Here is a 19,907-nt window from a genome sequence, read left to right as displayed (position 1 = left end):
CTTCTCCTTACGTGCCGCAACGGGGCCTGACCCGTCGTCGAATGGCCGGCCTCCCGTTGCGGAGTTCCTGATGCCCGGCCACCCGCAGACTTCTCGAGCAGAACAGGCCCACCCCATGCGCAACCGCCAGCAGCCCTCCGGCATGCCGATCCACAAGTACGTGCCGTACCAGCAGCAGTTCCCCTTCGACATGTCCGACCGCACCTGGCCGGACCGGGTGATCACGGAGGCGCCGCGCTGGTGCGCCGTGGACCTGCGCGACGGCAACCAGGCGCTCATCGACCCCATGAACTCCGACCGCAAGCTCAAGATGTTCGAGCTGCTCGTGCGGATGGGGTATAAGGAGATCGAGGTGGGCTTCCCGTCCGCCTCCCAGACCGACTTCGACTTCGTGCGCCGGCTCATCGAGGAGGACCGGATCCCGGAGGACGTCTCCATCCAGGTCCTCACCCAGTCCCGGGAGCACCTGATCGAGCGCACGTACGAGGCGATCGACGGCGCCGACAAGGCCATCGTCCACCTCTACAACGCGACCTCCACGCTGCAGCGGCGCGTGGTGTTCGAGCAGGACATGGACGGGATCGTCGACATCGCCCTCACGGGGGCGCGGCTGTGCATGAAGTACGAGGAGCAGCTGAAGAACACCGCCGTGACCTACGAGTACTCCCCGGAGTCCTACACCGGCACGGAGCTGGAGTTCGCCGCCCGCATCTCCAACGCGGTGGCGGAGACGTTCGAGATCGGCGGGGAGCGGGAGATGATCCTCAACCTCCCGGCGACCGTCGAGATGGCCACGCCCAACGTCTACGCGGACTCCATCGAGTGGATGTGCCGCAACCTCTACAACCGGGACGCCACCGTGGTCTCCCTGCACCCGCACAACGACCGCGGCACCGGGGTGGCCGCCGCCGAGCTCGGCTACCTGGCCGGCGCCGACCGGATCGAGGGCTGCCTGTTCGGCAACGGCGAGCGCACGGGCAACGTCGACCTCGTGACCCTGGGCCTGAACCTGCTGACCCAGGGCGTGGACCCGCAGATCGACTTCTCCGACATCGACGACATCCGGCGCACCGTGGAGTACTGCAACCAGCTGCCCGTCCACGAGCGCTCCCCGTACGGCGGGGACCTGGTCTTCACGGCCTTCTCCGGCTCCCACCAGGACGCCATCAAGAAGGGCTTCGACCGGATGGCGCGGGACGCCCAGGAGCAGGACCGCTCCGTGGACGAGCTCGTGTGGGCGGTGCCCTACCTGCCGATCGACCCGAAGGACCTCGGCCGGACCTACGAGGCCGTGATCCGGGTGAACTCGCAGTCCGGCAAGGGCGGCGTGGCCTACCTGCTGAAGAACGAGCACGGCCTGGACCTGCCCCGCCGGGCGCAGATCGAGTTCTCCCGGGTGGTGCAGGAGCACACGGACACCAGCGGCGGGGAGGTCTCCGGGGCCCAGCTGTGGAAGGCGTTCGAGGACGAGTACCTGCCCACCGCCCACGAGTCCGGCGACGGCCGCTGGGGCCGCTACCGGATCACGAACATCACCACGACCTCCGAGGAGGACGGGGAGACCACGCTCGAGATCGGCCTGGACGTCGAGGGCACCCAGCACCACTGCACCGGTCAGGGCAACGGCCCCATCGAGGCCCTGCTCGCGGTCTTCGCCGCGGAGGGCGTGGACGTGCGCGTGCTCGACTACAGCGAGCACGCCATGTCGGCCGGCGGCGACGCGCAGGCCGCCAGCTACGTCGAGGCGGCCGTGGGCGACCGGGTCCTGTGGGGCGTGGGGATCGACGCGAACACCACCCGCGCCTCCCTCAAGGCGGTCGTCTCCGCGGTGAACCGGGCGATCCGGGACGCCCAGGGCTGAGCCTCCCGCTTCCACGCCGGCACGGCGGGCCGTCCCTGCAGGGGCGGCCCGCCGTCGCCGTGCGGGCCCTCGGCCGCGCCCGGCTGAGCTGTCCGCCGGGCGTGGGAGAATGACCGGGTGGCCAGGACGACCTTCGCATCGCGCACCTACCGGGACGACGCCGTGGTGCTGCGCACCTACAAGCTGGGCGAGGCGGACCGGATCGTGGTGCTGCTGACCCGTGACCACGGCCAGGTGCGGGCGGTGGCGAAGGGGGTGCGCCGCACGACCTCCCGCTTCGGCTCCCGGCTGGAGCCGTTCAACGTGGCCGAGCTGCAGCTGGTCACCGGCCGGAACCTGGAGATCGTCTCCCAGGCCCTGGGCAAGCGCGGCTACGGTTCGGTCATCGCCGCCGACTACGCCAAGTACACCGCGGCCGCCGCCATGGCCGAGGCCGCGGAGCGGTTCACCGAGAACGACGACGAGTCCGCGGCCCAGCAGTACCGGCTGCTGGTCGGCGCGCTGTCCGCCCTGGCCCGCGGGCTGCACGAGCCGGGCGCGGTCCTGGACTCCTACCTCCTGCGGGCCGTGTCCACCGCCGGGTGGGCCCCGAGCTTCACGGACTGCGCCCGCTGCGGGGCCCCCGGCCCGCACGAGGCGTTCTCGGCGCCCCTCGGCGGCGCCGTGTGCCCGGCGTGCCGCCCGCCCGGGGCCGCCGCCCCGGACCCCGCCACCGTCTCCCACCTCTCCGCGCTGCTCACGGGCGACTGGGAGCGCATCGCGGCCGCGGACCCGCGCACGGCCCGGGCCGCGGCGGGGATCGTGGCCTCCTACGTACAGTGGCACCTGGAGAGGGCCGTCCGGTCCCTGAACCTCGTGGAACGGAGCTGACCATGCCCGGCTTTGCCGCCCCGCCCCCGCACCCCAGCGGCGCCACCGCCCCGCCCATCCCGTCCCGGTTCGTGCCCCGGCACGTGGCCGTGGTGATGGACGGCAACGGGCGCTGGGCGAACCAGCGCGGCCTGCCGCGCAACGAGGGCCACAAGGCGGGGGAGGCGGCGCTCATCGAGGTGATGGCCGGGGCCATCGAGCTGGGCGTCCCCTACGTGAGCGCCTACGCCTTCTCCACCGAGAACTGGAAGCGGTCCCTCGACGAGGTCACGTTCCTGATGAACTACACCGCCGACGTCATGGAGCGCCAGCTGCCCACCTTCCAGGAGTGGGGCGTCCGGATCCGCTGGGCCGGCCGCAAGCCGCGCCTGTGGCGGGCCGTGATCAACCGCCTCGAGGAGGCGGAACGGGCCACCCGCGACAACGACGTGGTGACCCTGACCATGTGCGTCAACTACGGCGGGCGCGCGGAGATCGCCGACGCCGCGGCGGCCATCGCCGCCGACGCGAAGGCCGGGCTGCTCAATCCGCGCAGCATCGACGAGGCCACGGTGCAGCGCTACCTCGACGAGCCCGACCTCCCGGACGTCGACCTGTTCCTGCGCTCCTCGGGCGAGCAGCGGATCTCCAACTTCCTGCTGTGGCAGTCCGCCTACGCCGAGCTCGTCTTCCAGGACGTCCTGTGGCCGGACGTCGACCGCCGCACCCTGTGGGAGGCGGTGGAGGTCTACGCCCGCCGCGACCGCCGGTACGGCGGCGCCGTCGACCGGGTGGCGGGGCCCGGCGTCTCCGCCTGAGCCTCCGCGGGCCGGCCGAGGGCGCGCAGCCAGGCCACGAGGTCCTGCTGGGCGGCCCGGCGCACGGGCTCGCGGGAGAGATGGACGTCGTGCACCGCGCCCTCGTAGGAGCGCACGGTCACGTCCCGGCCCAGGTCCGGGGCGTGCCGGCGGATCTGCCGGACGTCCAGCACCGTGTCGGCCGAGCGCATCCGCTCCGACCACCAGGGCCGGATGTGCGAGCGCGCCGAGACCTGCACCAGCACCGGAACCTGAAGGTTCAGCCCGCGCGAGACCTCACGCTGAGCTCGAAGGACAGCGTTGAGCCACCCCGGGGTGATGTCGAAGCTGGTCTCGGGCCGCCACCGCGGATCGATGGGCCACTCGCCCTCGGCCTGCTCGCTGATCACCCGGTAGTAGTGGCTGCGCAGCCGGGCCCGCACGGCCCGGTCCGGGCGCCGCCGGGCGAGCCGGCCCAGGGCCGGGCGGAGGGCGGCGCCCACCGCGTCCGAACCGTGGCTGCCCAGCCACGGGGCGTCGAGGGCCAGGCCCGCCAGCCGCCCCGGGTGGTGGGCGGCCCACAGGGCCGCGGTCAGGCCGCCGGTGGAGTGGCCCATCAGCACGAGCCGGCCGCCCGGCGCGGGCATCCCGTCCTCGGCCATCAGCGCCAGGGCGGCGGCGATGTCGTCGTCGTAGTCGGCGAGGTCGGTGGCGTGCCCGGGGCTGCCGGCCCCCTCGGCGAGCACCGTGTCGGTGAGGTTGCGCCCGTACCCGTGCAGGTCCAGGGCGTAGAAGCCGTATCCGGCCGCGGCGCACGTCCGGGCGAGCTCGGCGTTGAAGAAGTAGTCGGACCACCCGTGCAGGTACAGCACCGCGTCGCGCGGGGCACCGCCGGCGGCCGGGCGGCCCTCGGGGCGTTGGCGCACCACCGTGGCGGTGGAGTGCGGCGCCGAGCCCGGCCCCAGCTCCACGGTGCGGGCGCGGAAGCCCGGGCCCAGCACGTCGGGGGCCCACGGGTCCGGGGGAGCACTCAACCGGTCACCTCCCGCGGGCGGTCGTCCGCCCGCCCGCGGTGCCCGCGAGGGCCGCCCGGGCGGTGGGGGCCCTGTGGAAGACTGGGCCCATGCGCTTCTACCCTATGTTCTTCCAGGCCGTGTTCTCCCGGATGGACGCCGAGAAGGCCCACCGGGTGGGCTTCGCCGGTGTCCGGGCGACCCGCGCCGTGCGGCTGAGCACGGCCCTGCGGGTCTACACCCGCGCCGACCCCGCCCTCGAGGTCGAGGCGCTCGGCCTGCGCTTCCCCTCGCCCTTCGGCCTCGCGGCCGGCTTCGACAAGGGGGCCGAGGGGATCGGCGCCCTGACCGACCTCGGCTTCGGCCACGTCGAGATCGGCACCGTGACCGCCCAGGCGCAGCCGGGCAACCCCCGCCCCCGGCTCTTCCGCCTCGTGCGGGACCGCGCCGTGGTGAACCGGATGGGCTTCAACAACGACGGCGCCGAGGCGGTGGCCCCGCGGCTGGCCCGCGCCCGGCGCGAGCTCGAGACCGACCACCGCGGCCGTGCCCGGCCCGTGCTGGGCGTGAACATCGGCAAGACGAAGGTGGTCCCGCTCGAGGACGCGGTGGACGACTATCTGCAGAGCACCCGCACGCTCGCGCCCCTGGCCGACTACCTGGTGGTCAACGTGTCCTCGCCCAACACCCCGGGACTGCGCCAGCTCCAGGAGATCGAGAGCCTGCGTCCGCTGCTCGCGGCCGTGGGCGCCGCCGCCGACGAGGCCGCCGACCGGCACGTGCCGCTGCTGGTCAAGATCGCCCCGGACCTCTCCGACGAGGACGTCGCGGCCGTGGCCGACCTGGCGCTGGACCTCGGGCTCGACGGCATCGTGGCCACCAACACCACGATCTCCCGCGAGGGGCTTGCCTCCGACCCCGCCGAGGTCGAGGCCTGCGGGGCCGGCGGGCTCTCCGGGGCCCCGCTGCGGCGACGCTCCCTCGAGGTGCTGCGCCTGCTGCGCGAGCGGGTGGGGGACCGGCTCGTGCTCGTCTCCGTGGGCGGCGTGACCACCGCCGAGGACGTCCAGGAGCGCCTGGCCGCCGGCGCCACGCTCGTCCAGGGCTACACCGGGTTCCTCTACGAGGGGCCGTTCTGGGCCCGGAGCATCAACCAGGGGCTCACGCGCCTGGCACGTCGCCGCGGCTGAGCCCGGGAACGGCTCCGCCCCCGGGCCGAGGGCCCGGGGGCGGAGCGGGAGGCGTGCGGTCCGGCCTCCGGATCAGGAAGGACGCTCGCCACGGGCGACCTGCGGCTTGGGCAGGCGCAGCCGGCGCATGGTGAACCCGCGCATCGCGGCGTACCAGCGCACGCCCGGTTCCACGGTCCCGAACTTGGCCTGCATCGCCTTCTTCATCCGGCCCGTGGACAGGACGGCGTCGGCGATGCCGAGGATCATGAGCGCCCAGATGACGTAGACCCCGTAGGTGGCCACGTTCTGGATCGGGAAGAACAGCACGACGAGGGCCACCAGGGCGACGACCATCAGGTACTCGCCCAGGTTGACCCGGGAGTCCACCCAGTCCCGGGCGAAGCGCCGCTGGGGCCCCTTGTCCCGCGGACCGAGGTAGCGCTCGTCCCCGGCGGCCATCCCCGCCTGGGCCCGCATCCGCTGCTCCCGGGCGCTCTCCCGGGACTGGGCCTTGGCGGCCTTGCGGTCCTCCGGCACCAGGGGGCGGCGGCGGGCGGCCTCCTGCTCCCGCCGGCTCGGCGTCGGCCGGCCCTTGGCGGCGGTCTGCCGCGGGGCGGCGGGCTCGGCCCGGGGCGGCTCAGCGGTCACCGAGGTGGAACCCGCGCGGTCTGCGTCCTTCTTGCGTCCAAACACCCGTCAAGGATAGCCGACGCACCTGCGTCCGACCGCCGGGACCCGCACGTAGGCTGGCGAGCATGAACGCGCCGTACACCCCCACCGTCCCCGTTCCCCTCGACGCCGTGCGCGCGGCCGTGCACGCCGACATGCCCGGCACCGTGGCCCAGCTGGCCGAGCTGGTGGCGGTTCCCGGCATCGCCTGGGAGTCCTTCGACGCCGCGCAGCTCGAGCGCAGCGCGGAGGCCGTCGCCGCCGTGCTGGCCGGCGCCGGGCTCGAGGAGGTGGAGATCCTCCGGGTGCCCCTCGGGGACGGCCCGGGCCACCCGGCCGTCGTGGCCCGCCGCCGGCCTGCCCCCGGATACCCGACCGTGCTGCTCTACGCCCACCACGACGTCCAGCCGCCGGGGCGGCGCGAGCTGTGGGAGTCCGAGCCGTTCGTGGCCGAGGAGCGGGACGGCCGGCTGTACGGCCGGGGCGCCGCCGACGACAAGGCCGGGATCATGGCCCACGTGGCCGCCCTGCGCGCGGCGGCGGAGCAGCGGGGCGAGGACCTCGGGCTCGGGGTGACGGTCTTCGTGGAGGGCGAGGAGGAGGCGGGGTCCCCGTCGTTCCGGGACTTCCTGGAGGCCTACCGGGACCGGCTGGCCGCCGACGTCATCGTGATCGCCGACTCCGCCAACTGGGAGGTCGGGGTGCCGGCGCTGACCACGAGCCTGCGCGGCATGGTCGGGGCGGTCGTGGAGGTCTCCGTGCTGGAGCACGCCGTGCACTCCGGGATGTACGGCGGGCCGGTCCTGGACGCGCCCACGCTGCTGTCCCGGCTGATCGCCACCTTCCACGACGACGACGGCGCCGTGGCCGTCGCGGGACTGCACGCCGAGGACAGCACCGACCTCGTCTACGACGAGCAGCGCTTCCGCGCCGACGCCGCGGTCCGCGACGGTGTCCGGCTCGCGGGGCGCGGCTCCATCGCGTCGCGGCTCTGGACGCAGCCGGCGCTGTCGGTCACCGGGATGGACGTGACGCCCGTCGACGTCGCCTCCAACACGATCGCGCCCTCCGCCCGCGCCAAGATCAGCCTCCGGACCGCGCCCGGGCAGGACCCCGCCGAGGCGGCGGAGGCCCTGCGGCGGCACGTCGAGTCCCACGCGCCCTTCGGCGCGCACGTGCGCTTCGAGCTGGAGGAGACGGGGCAGTCCTTCCGGACCGACATGGGCTCCGAGGCGGCCCGGGTCGCGCAGTGGGCGCTGGGGGAGGCGTGGGGCCGTCCCGCGGTGGAGACGGGGATCGGCGGGTCCATCCCCTTCACCGCGGACCTGCTGGAGGTCTATCCTGGGGCGGACATCCTCATCACGGGCGTCGAGGACCCGGACTCGCGGGCGCACAGCGCCAATGAGTCCCTGCACCTGGCGGACTTCGAACGCGCGGTGGTCGCGGAGACCCTCATGCTGCTGGGCCTCGACGACGCCGCACGTTCCGGGCAGCAGCCCCGGGAATGAACCCGGGCGCCCGTCCGTTGTGCCCGTGACAGACCCGCCGCCGGCCCGAACCCGCGCGGCGATCCTCCACAGAAAGTGAGCATCATGAGCGTCACGACCGAGAACGGCGCCGCAGTGGACGGCCTGCCCACCCACGGCGTCGTGCTGACCGATGTCGCGTCCCAGAAGGTCCGCGCCCTGCTCGAGCAGGAGGGCCGCACGGACCTGCGGCTGCGCGTGGCGGTACAGCCCGGCGGCTGCTCGGGCCTCATCTACCAGCTGTACTTCGACGAGCGCATCCTGGACGGGGACTCCGTGCGGGACTTCGGCGGCGTCGAGGTCGTCGTGGACAAGATGAGCGTGCCCTACCTCGAGGGCTCGACCGTCGACTTCGAGGACACGATCTCCAAGCAGGGGTTCTCGATCGACAACCCGAACGCGGGGGGTTCCTGCGCCTGCGGCGACTCCTTCCACTGAGCCGCCCCGCACCCTCTCGAGAGGCCCGCCGTCCGCCCGGACGGCGGGCCTCCGTGCGTTGCGGGAGCGCCCCGGAAACGGGTCCGCGGCACGCCCCGGAGCGCCGCGCGGACGCTGACACTGTGTCACCAGATGTCAGCGACTAGGGGTAAGCTCGGAGGGAAACATTCCACATGACTGTGTCCAGGCTCTGGGAACCGGGGCCTTCGGCGCGCAGACGACGAGCACGAGAAGAAGAGGAAGGGCCGTCTGTGAGTTCGCACACACGAACCGGCAGCCGCCGGCGCCGCGCGGCAAGGACGTCCGCGGTCGCCGTCCTGGCAGCAACCGCGCTGACCGGTTGCTCCGAGGAGGCGAAGCTCGGCTGGATGCCCACCGAGCGGGGCGTCACCGACAACGCCGACATGATCCTGGACCTGTGGATCGGGTCGTGGATCGCGGCCCTGGCCGTGGGCCTGGTGACCTGGGGCCTGATGCTCTGGTGCATGATCGCCTACCGCCGCCGCAAGAACGAGACCGGCTACCCGCGGCAGGTGGCCTATCACGCCCCGCTCGAGGTCTTCTACACGATCGTGCCGATCGCGCTGATCATGTCCCTCTTCTTCTTCACGGTGCGCACGCAGTCCGCGATCACCACCCCGCACGAGAACCCGGACGTGACCGTCCAGGTGTACGGCAAGCAGTGGGCCTGGGACTTCAACTACCTCACCGACGACGTCTGGGACACCGGTCTCCAGGGGCACCTGGACGGCGAGGAGGGCGTGCCCGAGCGGGTGCCCACCCTCTACCTGCCCGTGGACAGCGACATCGAGCTGCAGGTCACCTCCCGCGACGTCATCCACTCCTTCTGGGTCCCCGCGTTCCTCGAGAAGGCGGACATGTTCCCCGGTCGCACCAACACCATCAGCATCACCACGGGCCAGGAGGGCTCCTACTACGGCAAGTGCGCCGAGTTCTGCGGGGAGTACCACTCCGAGATGCTGTTCAACGTCAACGTGGTCAGCCAGGCCGAGTACGACGCCCACATCCAGTCCCTGCGCGACGCGGGACAGACCGGTGCGCTGGGCGAGGAGTACAACCGCGACTCCTACCCGGACCCGGGGGAGGAGTTCGTGAACGAGCCCGGCTCCGCCGGCGAGTTCCCGGACGTCGACCAGCCCGCCGCCGACCTGTCTACGAACAACTAAGGAGTACCGGTGTCCACTCTCGAGTATTCACGGGACGAGGCAGCCACAGTCGCTCCGCGCGTGGTGCCCCGGTCCAAGGGCCGGATGGTCGTCAACTGGATCACGTCCACCGACCACAAGACGATCGGGTACATGTACCTGATCTCCTCCTTCGCGTTCTTCTGCATCGCCGGCGTGATGGCGCTGCTGATCCGCGCCGAGCTGTTCCAGCCGGGCATGCAGATCCTGGAGACCAAGGAGCAGTACAACCAGCTGTTCACCATGCACGGCACGCTGATGCTGCTGATGTTCGGCACCCCGCTGTTCGCCGGCTTCGCCAACGTCATCGTGCCGCTGCAGATCGGCGCCCCGGACGTGGCCTTCCCGCGGCTGAACGCCATCGCGTTCTGGTTCTTCCTCTTCGGCTCGCTGATCGCCACCGCCGGGTTCATCACCCCGCAGGGCGCGGCCTCCTTCGGCTGGTTCGCCTACACCCCGCTGTCCAACTCCTCGTTCTCGCCCGGACTCGGCGGTGACCTGTGGGTCTTCGGCCTGGCCCTGTCGGGCTTCGGCACCATCATGGGCGCGGTCAACTTCATCACCACGATCATCGCGATGCGCGCCCCCGGCATGACCGTGTGGCGGATGGGCCTGTTCACCTGGAACGCGCTGATCACCTCGCTGCTGATCATCATGGTCTTCCCGCCGCTGGCGGCGGCCCTCTTCGCCCTGGGCATGGACCGCACCCTGGGCGGGCACATCTTCGACCCGGCCAACGGTGGAGCGGTGCTGTGGCAGCACCTGTTCTGGTTCTTCGGCCACCCCGAGGTCTACGTGCTGGCGCTGCCGTTCTTCGGCATCATCTCGGAGATCATCCCCGTGTTCTCCCGCAAGCCGCTCTTCGGCTACAAGGGCTTGGTCTTCGCGACCATCGCCATCGCGTCCCTGTCGGTGACGGTGTGGGCCCACCACATGTACGTCACCGGTGCGGTCATGCTGTCCTTCTTCGCGTTCATGACGATGATGATCGCGGTGCCCACCGGCGTGAAGTTCTTCAACTGGATCGGCACCATGTGGCAGGGCTCGATCACCTTCGAGACCCCGATGCTGTGGGTGCTGGGCTTCATGTTCACCTTCCTCTTCGGCGGTCTGACCGGCGTGATCCTGGCGACCCCGCCGCTGGACTTCCACGTCTCGGACTCCTACTTCGTGGTGGCCCACTTCCACTACGTGATCTTCGGGACCGTCGTGTTCGGCATGTTCGCCGGCTTCTACTTCTGGTGGCCGAAGTTCACCGGGTACATGCTCAACGAGCGGATCGGCAAGATCCACTTCTGGACCCTGTTCCTGGGCTTCCACATGACCTTCCTGATCCAGCACTGGCTGGGCGTGGACGGCATGCCGCGCCGCTACGCGGACTACCTGCCCGAGGACAACTTCACCTGGATGAACCAGATCTCCACCGCCGGCGCCATGCTGCTGGGCGTGTCGATGATCCCGTTCTTCTGGAACGTGTACACCACCCACCGCCACGGCAAGAAGGTCGAGGTCGACGACCCGTGGGGCTTCGGCGGTTCGCTGGAGTGGGCGACGTCCTGCCCGCCCCCGCGGCACAACTTCACCTCGCTGCCGCGGATCCGCTCCGAGCGCCCGGCGCTGGACCTGCACCACCCGGAGCTGGCCGCGGAGTCCCCGCAGCAGTCCCCGGTCGACGACGCCGCCATGGCCACGCGGAAGGGCTGAGCATGAAACTCTCCATCAAACTGTTCATCCTCCTGGGCGTCTTCAGCCTCGCTTCGGGGGTGGTGTACGGCTTCCTGACCCGGTTCGACGAGCTCGTCGGCTTCCCCGGCCTGCTGGCCGTCGGCGCCATGTCCTTCATGCTGGCCGTCTACCTGTGGCTCGTGGACCGCAACACCGGAGGCGTCCTGCCCGAGGACAAGCTCGACGGCGAGATCGTGGAGTCCGCCGGCGAGTACGGGCACTTCTCCCCGTGGAGCTGGTGGCCTCTGCTGCTGGGCATCGGCTGCGCCCTGGCGTTCCTCAGCCTGGCCATCGACTGGTGGATCCTGATGCTGGCAGCGCCCGTGGTGGTCGTCGCCCTGCTCGGGCTGATCTTCGAGTACTCCCGCGGCGACCACGCCCACTGACTCGAGCCGCTGAGCCGGGTACGGCGGAGGCCCCGGACACCACAGGTGTCCGGGGCCTCCGCCGTACCCGGCTCTCTGCGGTGCCGATCCTGCGGTGCCGGTCCGTGCAGTACGCGTCGCTGCCCTCGCGGTCCCGTCCCTGCCCGTTCCTGCCCGTCCTCGTTCTCGACACCGCCGTGGTCGGCATCTCCGTGGTCAGCACCTCCCAGCCTTCCTAGCCTGACGTGAGCCGGTCGTGGATCGCCTCGGGGCCGTCCGGTCCGCAGGTACCCGCTGACGGCCCTCAGCACCGTTCTCAGTGCCTGTGCTGCGCGGTTGGCGGCCCGCAACCATCCCCGGCATGCCGAAGCCATCCAAGCCCTTCGAGGGCGGCCGCCGAGTGCGCCTGTGGCGGCTCCCCGGGGGCGGCCGGATCCCGGGCCACCGTGGATCCGGTCCCGGACAGGGACACAGCGCACGCAGGACACCTCTGAGCCGCGCCGCACCCCGGAGGCCCGCAACACCCGGACGGGACCGCTGCACGGCGCTCCGGGATCGACGAGGATGGCCGAGTGCCCCGGAGTGCGCAGAAGAAATCGATGCGAGAACGTAGTACCCGATCTCCTTCCCGAGCGGTGCCCTGGTGCTCTCCGACGGCGAGCAGCAGGCGGTGGCGGACGCCGCCCACGCCGTGGTTCAGGAGGCGGAATACGCGGGCGTCCGGGTGTTCGGCGGATGTATCGACGAGAGCGTTCCGCCGGTGCTGGTGGACGGTGATGGGACGGTGACCGCGGGCATCCACCCGCGGGCGCAGCAGCTGGACGGCGGCCATGCGGTGCTGGAGATCCCGTCCCGGGACGCAGTGCTGGAGTGGGCCGCGAAGCCCGCGGTCGCGTGCCGGTGCACACAGGAGATCCGCACGTGCGGGGACACTCCCGCCGGCTGACGGGTCTCGCCGCCGTGCGGCACCACCCGCCGGGACCGCCCGGGCGCCCTTCCACGGCCCGGCGCCCTTCCACGGCCCGGTGCCGGCCACGGTCCGCCGGTGTGCCGGGCGGATTTCGGCCAGGCACGCGCGCTCCGTCCGTCGGAGGGGAGCCCGACCGGCCTCGGTGACGCTTGAGGCGCGCCGTCGCCTGCGAGGAGCTGGTCAGCTCCCGCCGGGCGGGGCCAGGCCACAAGGGCGCCCTCGGACCGGAACCGATCCGCGCTGCCGGCCGACAGTCCCGTGGCGGCATGTCGGCGACCAGGGCCTGGATCCGGCCGGAGAGCCCGTGCGCCGCCCCGCGTGAGCGCACGGGTTGCCTGAAGGGCGCGTGCCGGTCGACGGCCACGACGGAGCCACCGGTGAGTTCCGCCAGATCGACGCTCCGCGCACCGACCCTGCAGCCGAGATCGACGATGCGGGGCTCGGTGGCAGGGGCCTGCACAGGGCCGGCGCGGGCGGTGCACGCTCGGCTGCCCGGCCCGCCGCGGCAGGAACTCGACGAGGGCGATGAAGCACTCCGTCGGAGAGCGGCCCGGCGGCACCATGCGCGACGCTGTCGTGCGGGCCGACTGGACCGGTCGACGATGCCGGGAGTCGAAGTGGCCCGCCGGCTGCGCAACCCCGGTAGGAGTGGGCGGGAGGGAATTTCGGCCGCAGAGACGACGGGGCCCCGGGAGGATCATCCTCCCGGGGCCCCGTTCAGGCGGTCGAACGACTCAGCGGACGAGCTCCCGGTCCTGCGGACCGGCCGTCACGGCCTCCGCCTCGTGGTGGTGGTGCGCAGCCTCGAGCTCCGCCGGGGTCACAGGGGCGACGCGGTCCTCGAAGAAGAACCGGCTGACCCGCTCGCGCACCTTCTCGGCGCCCGTGATCTTGCCCTTGCCGTTCGGCTGGGCCGGCAGCACGTCGTAGTCCGGCATGGAGACCAGACGGTAGCGCTTGTACTCGTCGAGGGGCTCGTGCACCTCGATGAACTCACCGTGGGGCAGCTGCTGGACGCGGCCGGTCTCGCGGCCGTGGAGCACGATCTCGCGGTCCTTGCGCTGCAGCGCCAGGCAGATGCGGCGGGTGATGATGAAGCCCAGGATCGGCGCGATGAAGTACGCGGCCCGCAGCCAGTAGATGACGTCGTTGAGCGACACCTTGAAGTGCGTGGCGATGAGGTCACCGCTGGCCGCGACGAGCATCACGGTGTAGAAGATCACGCCGGCGACGCCCATGGCGGTGCGGAAGGGGGCGTTGCGCGGGCGGTCCAGGATGTGGTGCTCGCGGTCGTCCTTCGTCACCCACCGCTCGATCCACGGCCAGGCGGCCATGAGGGCGAACAGGATCATGATCGGGACCATGGGCAGCAGGACGTTCAGCGGGATCGACATGCCCCAGAAGGTCCACTCCCAGTTGATCGGCCAGGTGCCGGGCATGAGGCGCACGGCGCCGTCGGTGAAGCCCATGTACCAGTCGGGCTGCGAACCGGCCTGCACCGGGGAGGGGTCGTACGGCCCGTAGTTCCAGATCGCGTTGATGGTGGTGGTGGCCGCCATCAGCGCCATGATGCCGAAGACGATGAAGAAGAAGCCGCCCGCCTTGGCCGCGTACACCGGGCCCACGGGGAAGCCGACCACGTTGTTCTCGGTGCGGCCCGGGCCGGGGAACTGGGTGTGCTTGTGCACGACGACCATGAACAGGTGGACCACGATCAGACCGAGGATCGCCGCGGGGATCAGCAGCACGTGGATGATGTAGAGGCGCGCGATGATGTCGTGGCCGGGGAACTCGCCGCCGAACAGGAACATCGACAGGTACGCACCGACCAGCGGGATGGCCTTGAGGATTGCGTCGGCGATGCGCAGTCCGTTGCCGGAGAGCACGTCGTCCGGGAGGGAGTAGCCGGAGAAGCCCGCCACGATGGTCAGCAGGAACAGCCCGACGCCGACGAGCCAGTTCAGCTCGCGGGGCCGGCGGAACGCGCCGGTGAAGAACACGCGGAGCATGTGCACGGCCACGGCGGCGGCGAAGACCAGCGCGGACCAGTGGTGGATCTGGCGCAGGAACAGCCCGCCGCGGATGTCGAAGGAGATGTCGAGGGTGGACGCGTAGGCCGCGGACATCTCGACGCCCTGCATGGGCACGTACGAGCCCTCGTACTCCATCGCGGCCATGGACGGCTCGAACCAGAGCGCCAGGAACGTTCCCGAGAGCAGGAGGATGACGAAGGTGTATAGCGCCACCTCGCCGAACATGAAGGACCAGTGGTCGGGGAAGATCTTCCGGCCGAACTCCTTGACGATCGGCGACATGCCGACCCGGGTGTCGACGAAGTTCGCGATCCGGCCGGTCCCGGTCTGCGGCTTGTACTCGTAATCAGTGGACGTGGACATCAGTTCGCCTCACCCTGCATCTCTTCGACATGGGTACCCCGCTGGGAGTAGGTCGGTCCGACCGGTTCCTGGAAATCGCTGCGGGCCACGAGGTAGCCCTCGTCGTCCACGGTGATCGGCAGCTGGGGGAGGGGCCGGGCAGCCGGCCCGAAGATGACCTCGCACTCGTTGGTGAGGTCGAAAGTGGACTGGTGGCACGGGCACAGCAGGTGGTGCGTCTGCTGCTCGTACAGGGCCACCGGGCAGCCGACGTGGGTGCAGACCTTCGAGTAGGCGAAGATGCCGTCGACGTTCCAGTCGGCCCGCTCGGGAGACACGTTGACGATCTCGGGGTCCAGGCGCATGAGCAGGACCACGGCCTTGGCCTTCTCGTCCAGGTAGCCCTCGTTGTGCCCGATGGAGCTCAGGTTCTCCGGCACGACGTGGAAGGTGGAGCCGAGGGTGACGTCCGAGGCCTTGATCGGCGTCCCGGAGGGGTCGCGGACCAGGCGGATGCCCTCGTCCCACAGGGTCTCCTTGAGGACGTCCAGGTTGGTGGGACCCAGGTCCTTGAGCAGCCCGACGAAGGGCAGGGGAGCGAGGACCGCCGCGCCGATGAGGGTGTTGCGCAGCAGCGGACGGCGCTTGATCCCGGACTCGTCGTAGATCGTGGTGAGGATGCTCTGCGCGTCGGCGCGCTGCTCCTCGGTGCGGACCGCGTGCCGGCTCTCGACCAGCTCGTGGTCCGGCATGAGCGTGCGCGCCCAGTGCACGACCCCCAGGCCGATGCCGAACATGCCGAGTGCGATGCCCAGCCCCAGCAGGAGGTTCTGCAGCTGCAGCGCCTGGGTGGGGGCCGTGTTCGTGACGTCGTAGATCGGACCGTCCACCCGGACGCCGAAGTAGCCGACGAAGAACAGGACGGAGCCGATGATCGAGATCAGGAACAGCAGGACGACCTGCCGTTCGGCGCGCTTGGCCGCCCGGTCGTCGACGTCCGTCAGGCGCGGGCGGTGCGGAGGCAGTCCGGGGTCAGGGAAACGCTCCATCGCCGTGGTGCCCGTGGTGGCAACTGTTCCCGACTCGTGGGGAGTGCCGTCACTGTGGCTTCCCATGTGTGGTCCCTCATTCTTCTCTTGGTGCAGTTGATCGTAGCTAGTGGGTCCGACATCTGCTGCCGGGGCGGCAGCTCAGGCGGAGCGCGAGGTGAGCCAGATGGTGAACCCGATGATGACCGCGAGTCCGATGGTCCACACGAACAGGCCCTCCGAGACCGGGCCGAGCGCGCCGAGGCCGAAACCGCCCGGGTTGGGGCTCTCCTCGAGGGTCTTCAGGTACGTGATGACGTCCCGCTTCTCCTCGGGGGTGATGTTCGCGTCGTTGAAGACCGGCATGTTCTGCGGGCCCGTCTGCATGGCCTCGTAGATGTGCACCTCTTCGACGCCCATCAGGGACGGGGCGTACTTGCCGCGGGTCAGGGCGCCACCGGCGCCGGCGGCGTTGTGGCACATGGCGCAGTTGGCGAGGAACACCTTCGCACCGTTGGCGGCGTTGCCCTGGGTGACGTCCAGGTACTCCTCCTCGGGCACGGCGGGGCCGGGGCCCAGGGTCGCGACGTAGCCGGCCATCTGAGCGGTTTCCTCGGGGCTGAACTGCGGGGCCTTCTGCGGGGCCTGCGGGCCGTTGGCCTGCATGGGCATGCGCCCGGTGCCGACCTGGAAGTCGACGGCGGCGGCGCCGACGCCGATCAGGGAGGGCCCGGAGGGGGTGCCCGCGCCGTCGAGACCGTGACAGGTCGAGCAGTTCGCGATGAACAGCTTCTCGCCCTCCTCGAGGTCCTGGGCCGAGTAGGACTCGGTCTGCGCCTTGGCCTCGTTGGTGGTGGTGGCGACTGCGTAGAGCCCACCGCTGAGGAGCAGGGCCAGGACCATCAGTACGAGGACTGCGAGAGGGTGGCGCCGCTGTTGCGAAAGTGCCTTCACGTCAAACGTTCCTTTAACTCGGTGCTGCGTTGGTTTGCTGGGGTCGTCCCCGGGAGGGCGCGGACTACTTCAGGAAGTAGACCACGAGGAAGAGGACGATCCAGACGACGTCCACGAAGTGCCAGTAGTAGGACACGACGATCGCGGAGGTGGCCTCGAAGTGCCCGAAACGCTTGGCCACGAAGGCACGGCCCATGATGAACAGGAAGGCGATGAGCCCGCCGGTCACGTGCAGGGCGTGGAAGCCGGTGGTGATGTAGAAGGCGGAGCCGTAGGCGTGGGCAGGGATGCTGATCCCGTGGGACACGAGCTCGGCGTACTCGAACGCCTGCACCGCCACGAAGATCGCCCCCATGATGAAGGTCAGGGCGAACCACTCGACCATGCCCCACCGGCGCACGTCGAGGACACCGCCGGCGCGGCGGGGCTGGAGGCGCTCGGCCGCGAAGACGCCGAACTGGCAGGTCACCGAGCTCGACACCAGGATGATGGTGTTCGCGGTGGCCAGCCACACGTTCAGCTTGGCCGACTCGTCGGCCCACAGCTCCGGGGAGGTGGAGCGCAGCGTGAAGTACATGGCGAAGAGGCCGGCGAAGAACATGACCTCGGAGGCGAGCCACACGATGGTGCCCACGGAGGTCAGGTTGGGTCGGTTGATCGACCCGCCTACCGGCTTGGCTGGGGTCTGGGTTGCAGTCGTCACAGAGACATTATGTCGCCAAAACTGCCGGTGGACCAACCAGGATGGGATCGGGCGATTTGCGTGTCCGGTGCCTCGCGCCCCGCGCGACGAGGCCCGGTGCCGTGTCCGGCGGCCGGGTGCGGCGGATCCCGCGCCGGAGGGGGTTCGGGGACGGTGTCCGTGATCCGTGCCACCCCCGGCCGGGGGGCCGCCCGCGCGGTCCGCTCCGGACGGGTTCCGGCCGCCGGCAGGGCGGGCGATACGATCGGGGGCGTGAACACGACGACTCCGGCGATCGCCCCGCACTTCGAGTGGCCCGACCTCATCACCGCGCTGATCTCGGGCGCCGACCTGACCCGGGAGCAGGCGTACTGGGCCATGGACACCATCATGTCGGGGGAGGTGCCGGACGTCGTCATCGCGGGCTTCCTCGTGGCCCTGCGGGCCAAGGGGGAGACGGTCGAGGAGCTCACCGGCCTGGCGGACGCGATGGTCTCCCGGGCCCGGCCGGCGAACATCCCCGGACCCGCCCTGGACATCGTCGGCACCGGCGGCGACCGGCTGTCCAGCGTGAACATCTCCACGATGGCCGCCCTGGTCTGCGCGGGCGCGGGCGCGAAGGTCGTCAAGCACGGCAACCGCGCGTCGTCATCGAAGTCGGGCTCCGCCGACGTCCTCGAGGCCCTCGGGGTCCGCCTGGACCTGCCGGTCGACCGGGTCGAGTCCGCAGCGGAACACGTGGGCATCACGTTCCTGTTCGCCCAGACCTTCCACCCGTCGATGCGTTTCGTGGCCGCGGCGCGGGCGCAGCTGCGGGTGGCCACGACCTTCAACGTCCTCGGGCCCATGACGAACCCGGCCCGGGTCGAGGCCTCGGCGATCGGCGTGGCCGACCGCGCTCTGGCTCCGCTCATCGCCGGGGTCTTCGCGGCCCGGGGCCACCGCGCGCTCGTCTTCCGCGGCGGCGACGGACTCGACGAGCTCACCGTGACGGCTCCCTCGGAGATCTGGGAGGTGCGGAACGGCAGCATCGAGCACCACGAGCTCGAGCCCCTCGAGTTCGGCATGCCGCGGGCCACGATCGAGGACCTGCGCGGCCGGGACGCCCTGTACAACGCCCGGGTCGTCGAGCAGGTGCTGGCGGGGGAGCCGGGGCCCGTGCGCAACGCCGTCCTGCTCAACGCGGCGGCGGGCCTGGTCGCCTTCGACCAGGAGGCAAAGGGTTCGTTCCACGACCGTCTGGCGGCCGGGGTCCGGCGCGCCGAGCAGGCCGTGGACAGCGGCGCCGCGCGCGCGGTCCTGGACCGCTGGATCGCCCACACGGCCCGCTGAGAGCACCGCAGGGTTCGACGACGGAGGCCGGTGAGCACCCGCTCACCGGCCTCCTGCAGCCGCAGGGCGCCTCGACAGGGTCGGCCCCCGGGGCCCTTCTCAGTCGATGCCGAGGGAGAAGGCGGCGTCGAGGTCGTGCTTGCTGTAGGTGCGGAAGGCGATGTTCGTGTTGGTGCCCACCACGCCGTCGACCTTGGAGAGACGGTCGGCGATGACGTCCGCGAGGTCCTCGTGCCGGTGCACGCGCACCATGGCGATCAGGTCCCAGTCGCCGGTCACGGAGTACACCTCGCTGATCCCGGGGATCTCGGAGATCTGTTCCGCGACCTCGGGGATGCGGTCGGCGGAGGTCTTGATGAGGACGATCGCGGTGAGCATGGGACGCCTTTCTCGGGACGGGGCCGGCCGGGGCCGGTGGAACAGGACGGGTCAGGGCCTGCGGCGGGCCCGTGCCGCGCGCACCGTCAGGGCGAGCGCGCGGTGGCCCAGCAGGAGGACGGCGAGGACGCCGAGCGTCACCAGCACGAAGCTCGGCGCGGTGCCCTCGCCGACGAGGACCCGCAGGCCCATGCCGACGCTGACGGTCGTCAGCCACAGGGCGACGCCGCGGGGCCACAGGCCGACCGGCTGGCGGGGCAGCCGCCAGAGGACCCAGCCCAGCAGCAGTCCGGCCAGGAACGGCCAGGCCGTCTCCAGCAGGCCCACGGGGTCGAGGGCGTGGGTGCTGCGCCCGACGCCGGCGAAGAGCAGGACCAGGAGCACGTCGAGGACGAGGACCGCCGGCCAGGAGCGCCCGTGTCCGGTGCGCCCGGAGCGCCGCGCGGTGGTGGGGGCCGTGGTGTGCATGCTCGCAGTCTAGTGGTGACCCTGGAACGGTTCGGCGCGCGGCGCTCGGGTTGAAGGTGAGCCTGAAGGTTGAGAGATCGATGAGAGGTCAGAACGATCA

19 protein-coding genes are annotated in these 19,907 nt (G+C 71.2%); 11 read left to right on the top strand and 8 right to left on the bottom strand.

Annotated elements, in window-relative coordinates; translation table 11 throughout:
- The first annotated feature begins 115 nt into the window (after positions 1-115).
- From leuA to GMA12_RS06095, 3 genes are all read left to right on the top strand, one after another.
- A complete protein-coding gene (leuA, locus tag GMA12_RS06105; protein WP_156268195.1) occupies positions 116-1,861 on the top strand; it encodes a 2-isopropylmalate synthase in 1,746 nt (581 codons plus the stop codon).
- 117 nt (positions 1,862-1,978) lie between these two features.
- Positions 1,979-2,731: a DNA repair protein RecO gene (gene recO / locus GMA12_RS06100; RefSeq protein ID WP_162459543.1), complete on the top strand. Its 753-nt coding sequence runs from the start codon at positions 1,979-1,981 to the stop codon at positions 2,729-2,731.
- A gap of 2 nt (positions 2,732-2,733) precedes the next feature.
- Positions 2,734-3,528, top strand: a complete 795-nt coding sequence (locus tag GMA12_RS06095) for an isoprenyl transferase (protein WP_156268193.1) — start codon at positions 2,734-2,736, stop codon at positions 3,526-3,528.
- Here GMA12_RS06095 and GMA12_RS06090 read toward each other — a convergent pair.
- Positions 3,459-4,541 carry an alpha/beta hydrolase gene (locus GMA12_RS06090; RefSeq protein WP_156268191.1) on the bottom strand — a complete coding sequence of 361 codons (1,083 nt, stop codon included), beginning with the start codon at positions 4,539-4,541 and terminating at the stop codon, positions 3,459-3,461. The two genes, GMA12_RS06095 and GMA12_RS06090, sit on opposite strands and share 70 nt — an antisense overlap.
- An 89-nt stretch (positions 4,542-4,630) precedes the next feature.
- Between GMA12_RS06090 and GMA12_RS06085 the strand changes: the two genes are divergently transcribed.
- Positions 4,631-5,710 (top strand): quinone-dependent dihydroorotate dehydrogenase, encoded by a 1,080-nt coding sequence (locus GMA12_RS06085; RefSeq protein WP_156268189.1) that lies wholly within the window; start codon positions 4,631-4,633, stop codon positions 5,708-5,710.
- A 72-nt stretch (positions 5,711-5,782) separates the two neighbouring features.
- Here GMA12_RS06085 and GMA12_RS06080 read toward each other — a convergent pair whose 3' ends face one another.
- On the bottom strand, positions 5,783-6,385 hold the full coding sequence (locus tag GMA12_RS06080) for a DUF3043 domain-containing protein (RefSeq protein ID WP_162459542.1): 603 nt from the start codon (positions 6,383-6,385) through the stop codon (positions 5,783-5,785).
- A 62-nt stretch (positions 6,386-6,447) separates the two neighbouring features.
- Between GMA12_RS06080 and GMA12_RS06075 the strand changes: the two genes are divergently transcribed.
- The 6 genes from GMA12_RS06075 (at position 6,448) to GMA12_RS06050 (ending at position 12,566) form a co-directional block, all read left to right on the top strand.
- A complete protein-coding gene (locus GMA12_RS06075) occupies positions 6,448-7,869 on the top strand; it encodes a dipeptidase (RefSeq protein ID WP_156268187.1) in 1,422 nt (473 codons plus the stop codon).
- Positions 7,870-7,953: 84 nt separating this feature from the next.
- Entirely contained in the window at positions 7,954-8,325 is a 372-nt protein-coding gene (locus GMA12_RS06070; RefSeq protein WP_156268185.1) for a HesB/IscA family protein, read from the top strand.
- A 251-nt stretch (positions 8,326-8,576) separates the two neighbouring features.
- Complete coding sequence (ctaC, locus tag GMA12_RS06065; RefSeq protein ID WP_370830464.1) at positions 8,577-9,512, top strand: aa3-type cytochrome oxidase subunit II; 936 nt, start codon at positions 8,577-8,579, stop codon at positions 9,510-9,512.
- A 9-nt stretch (positions 9,513-9,521) separates the two neighbouring features.
- Positions 9,522-11,234 (top strand): aa3-type cytochrome oxidase subunit I, encoded by a 1,713-nt coding sequence (gene ctaD, locus GMA12_RS06060; protein WP_062734158.1) that lies wholly within the window; start codon positions 9,522-9,524, stop codon positions 11,232-11,234.
- 2 nt (positions 11,235-11,236) lie between these two features.
- Positions 11,237-11,641, top strand: a complete 405-nt coding sequence (locus GMA12_RS06055) for a cytochrome c oxidase subunit 4 (protein ID WP_156268183.1) — start codon at positions 11,237-11,239, stop codon at positions 11,639-11,641.
- 622 nt (positions 11,642-12,263) lie between these two features.
- Positions 12,264-12,566, top strand: a complete 303-nt coding sequence (locus GMA12_RS06050) for a YciI family protein (protein ID WP_370830455.1) — start codon at positions 12,264-12,266, stop codon at positions 12,564-12,566.
- Between the two features lie 758 nt (positions 12,567-13,324).
- Here GMA12_RS06050 and qcrB read toward each other — a convergent pair.
- The 4 genes from qcrB to ctaE all read right to left on the bottom strand — a co-directional run bounded on the left by qcrB (position 13,325) and on the right by ctaE (position 17,650).
- Positions 13,325-14,986, bottom strand: a complete 1,662-nt coding sequence (gene qcrB / locus GMA12_RS06045) for a cytochrome bc1 complex cytochrome b subunit (protein ID WP_156268179.1) — start codon at positions 14,984-14,986, stop codon at positions 13,325-13,327.
- Entirely contained in the window at positions 14,986-16,080 is a 1,095-nt protein-coding gene (qcrA, locus tag GMA12_RS06040) for a cytochrome bc1 complex Rieske iron-sulfur subunit (protein WP_156268177.1), read from the bottom strand. The genes qcrB and qcrA overlap by 1 nt, the downstream gene beginning before the upstream one ends.
- Positions 16,081-16,155: 75 nt before the next feature.
- Entirely contained in the window at positions 16,156-16,947 is a 792-nt protein-coding gene (gene qcrC, locus GMA12_RS06035; protein ID WP_162459541.1) for a cytochrome bc1 complex diheme cytochrome c subunit, read from the bottom strand.
- Positions 16,948-17,011: 64 nt separating this feature from the next.
- Complete coding sequence (ctaE, locus tag GMA12_RS06030; protein WP_162459540.1) at positions 17,012-17,650, bottom strand: aa3-type cytochrome oxidase subunit III; 639 nt, start codon at positions 17,648-17,650, stop codon at positions 17,012-17,014.
- A 252-nt stretch (positions 17,651-17,902) separates the two neighbouring features.
- Between ctaE and trpD the strand changes: the two genes are divergently transcribed.
- Entirely contained in the window at positions 17,903-18,961 is a 1,059-nt protein-coding gene (gene trpD / locus GMA12_RS06025) for an anthranilate phosphoribosyltransferase (RefSeq protein WP_162459539.1), read from the top strand.
- Between the two features lie 99 nt (positions 18,962-19,060).
- Here trpD and GMA12_RS06020 read toward each other — a convergent pair whose 3' ends face one another.
- Both GMA12_RS06020 and GMA12_RS06015 read right to left on the bottom strand, forming a co-directional pair.
- Positions 19,061-19,339, bottom strand: a complete 279-nt coding sequence (locus GMA12_RS06020) for an Lrp/AsnC family transcriptional regulator (RefSeq protein ID WP_047802665.1) — start codon at positions 19,337-19,339, stop codon at positions 19,061-19,063.
- A gap of 51 nt (positions 19,340-19,390) precedes the next feature.
- A complete protein-coding gene (locus GMA12_RS06015) occupies positions 19,391-19,807 on the bottom strand; it encodes a DUF3054 domain-containing protein (protein ID WP_156268173.1) in 417 nt (138 codons plus the stop codon).
- Between the last annotated feature and the right edge of the window lie 100 nt (positions 19,808-19,907).

The organism is Kocuria sediminis, assembly GCF_009735315.1.
Classification (GTDB): Bacteria; Actinomycetota; Actinomycetes; order Actinomycetales; family Micrococcaceae; genus Kocuria; species Kocuria turfanensis.
The sequence above is the reverse complement of the archived record's forward strand: the minus strand, read 5'-3'. Positions and strand labels throughout refer to the sequence as shown.

What these genes read in the sequence shown, in the direction of transcription:
- qcrA (WP_156268177.1), bottom strand. Translation starts at nt 16,080, where the DNA reads ATGGGAAGCCACAGTGACGGCACTCCCCACGAGTCGGGAACAGTTGCC.
- GMA12_RS06020 (WP_047802665.1), bottom strand. Translation starts at nt 19,339, where the DNA reads ATGCTCACCGCGATCGTCCTCATCAAGACCTCCGCCGACCGCATCCCC.
- GMA12_RS06070 (WP_156268185.1), top strand. Translation starts at nt 7,954, where the DNA reads ATGAGCGTCACGACCGAGAACGGCGCCGCAGTGGACGGCCTGCCCACC.
- GMA12_RS06075 (WP_156268187.1), top strand. Translation starts at nt 6,448, where the DNA reads ATGAACGCGCCGTACACCCCCACCGTCCCCGTTCCCCTCGACGCCGTG.
- qcrB (WP_156268179.1), bottom strand. Translation starts at nt 14,986, where the DNA reads ATGTCCACGTCCACTGATTACGAGTACAAGCCGCAGACCGGGACCGGC.
- GMA12_RS06085 (WP_156268189.1), top strand. Translation starts at nt 4,631, where the DNA reads ATGCGCTTCTACCCTATGTTCTTCCAGGCCGTGTTCTCCCGGATGGAC.
- GMA12_RS06055 (WP_156268183.1), top strand. Translation starts at nt 11,237, where the DNA reads ATGAAACTCTCCATCAAACTGTTCATCCTCCTGGGCGTCTTCAGCCTC.
- GMA12_RS06095 (WP_156268193.1), top strand. Translation starts at nt 2,734, where the DNA reads ATGCCCGGCTTTGCCGCCCCGCCCCCGCACCCCAGCGGCGCCACCGCC.
- GMA12_RS06015 (WP_156268173.1), bottom strand. Translation starts at nt 19,807, where the DNA reads ATGCACACCACGGCCCCCACCACCGCGCGGCGCTCCGGGCGCACCGGA.
- leuA (WP_156268195.1), top strand. Translation starts at nt 116, where the DNA reads ATGCGCAACCGCCAGCAGCCCTCCGGCATGCCGATCCACAAGTACGTG.